Here is a 1,570-nt window from a genome sequence, read left to right as displayed (position 1 = left end):
CCCCCCCCCCCCCCCCCCCCCCCCCCCCCCCCCCCCCCCCCCCCCCCCCCCCCTTTTAGATGTGTATAAGAGACAGACTCTATTGCCCGTCGCTATAATGTTAACTACAAAGATATCATGTCTTTTAACGACAGCAAGTTCCTTCAGATTGGCGTAGTGGTCAAAGTACCTACCGAAATTCCTTTTGCAGCAGCGCCAACACCTGTCATCGGCAGTCATACCGACAATGGCGTCCTCATCACCTATACGATTAAAGCCAAAGACAACCTGAATATGCTGGCCGAAAAATACGGCACCACGGTAAACGAAATTAAAAGGATCAACGGACTAAGTTCGAACAACCTGCAAATCGGACAGCAATTGAAGATCCCTGCAAACGGTAGCGCTCCAATAGAAGAAACTCCGGCAGTTGTGGCCCAGCCTACAAAAACCGTGGCGAGCAATACTGCCAATACAGAAAGTGCAGGCAATATTTCGCATACCATCAAAGCCAAGGAAAACCTGAATATGCTGGCCGAGAAATACGGCACTACGGTTGACGAAATCAAAAAGCTAAACGGTTTGACTTCGAGTAACCTGCAAATCGGACAGGTGCTTAGAATCCCTTCAGCGAATGGCGCTGCTACGCCAGCAGCAGCACCCGTTGAGACTCCAAAAGTAGTGGAAGCGCCTCCGGTAAAAAGCAAACAGAAAAAAACAGAAGAGGTAGCAACCCCGCCAAGCCCTGCCAACACCGATGGTGGATTTGAGCATACGGTAGTTGCAGGCGAAACCATTTATACCATTGCCAAAAAGTACAGCCTAACCACTTTTCAGCTTAAAACCTGGAACAATTTGGCATCGAACGACCTAACTACGGGTCAGAAGCTGATAATTAGGGGAGCCAAACCAGTGGCTGCGCTTTCTGATGAAGACCAGGCCTCGGAAGCCAATCCGAATACGCTCAAAGACCCTTCTTTTAAAGGCTCGCCAAGCAAATTTGGCATCACTCAATACGAAGAGAAAGGTACGGCGCTATGGATTACCGACAATGATTTAGACCCTAGCAAAATGCTGGTATTGCACCGCACGGCCCCTATCGGCACCATCATCAAGGTAACCAACCCGATGAGCAACCGATCTGCCTTTGCCAAGGTTGTTGGTAAATTTACAGAGAATGAATCCACAAAAGATGTTATCATTGTAATGACAAAAGCAGTAGCAGATGCTGTTGGTGCTTTGGATAAAAGATTTTTTTGTAATATAAACTACGGCGCTCAAGATAATGAACAATAAAAGCCCATTGATCATCGGCATTGCAGGAGGTAGCGGCTCAGGCAAAACATTTTTTCTGAACAGTTTTCTTCACCATTTTAAAAACGATGAAGTAACGCTCCTCTCTCAAGACGATTATTATATTCCTGCCGGCGAAATGACCCAGGAAGAAAACAAGCTCTACAATTTCGACCTGCCTTCAACCATTGACGACGAACAGTTTCTGATCGACATCAAAAAACTGATCAAAGGCGAAGTAGTTTATAAAAAGGAATACAATTTCAACAATCCATTGGCTGTGGTCAAGATTTTGGAG

General features: G+C 46.5%; 2 protein-coding genes. Both read left to right on the top strand.

The annotated features are described in order from the left end of the window. Window positions 1-117: 117 nt before the first annotated feature. Window positions 118-1,275 (top strand): LysM peptidoglycan-binding domain-containing protein, encoded by a 1,158-nt coding sequence (locus JHD69_RS19755; protein WP_199142056.1) that lies wholly within the window; start codon window positions 118-120, stop codon window positions 1,273-1,275. Next, window positions 1,265-1,570, top strand: a 306-nt coding sequence (locus JHD69_RS19750) for a P-loop NTPase fold protein (protein ID WP_370583531.1), incomplete at its 3' end; no start/stop codon positions are given. The genes JHD69_RS19755 and JHD69_RS19750, both read left to right, overlap by 11 nt.

This window comes from Pedobacter sp. ASV12 (assembly GCF_016429155.1).
In the GTDB taxonomy this organism is placed as follows: domain Bacteria; phylum Bacteroidota; class Bacteroidia; order Sphingobacteriales; family Sphingobacteriaceae; genus Pedobacter.
Note: the sequence above shows the minus strand (reverse complement) of the source record. Positions and strands in the feature narration are given on the sequence as shown.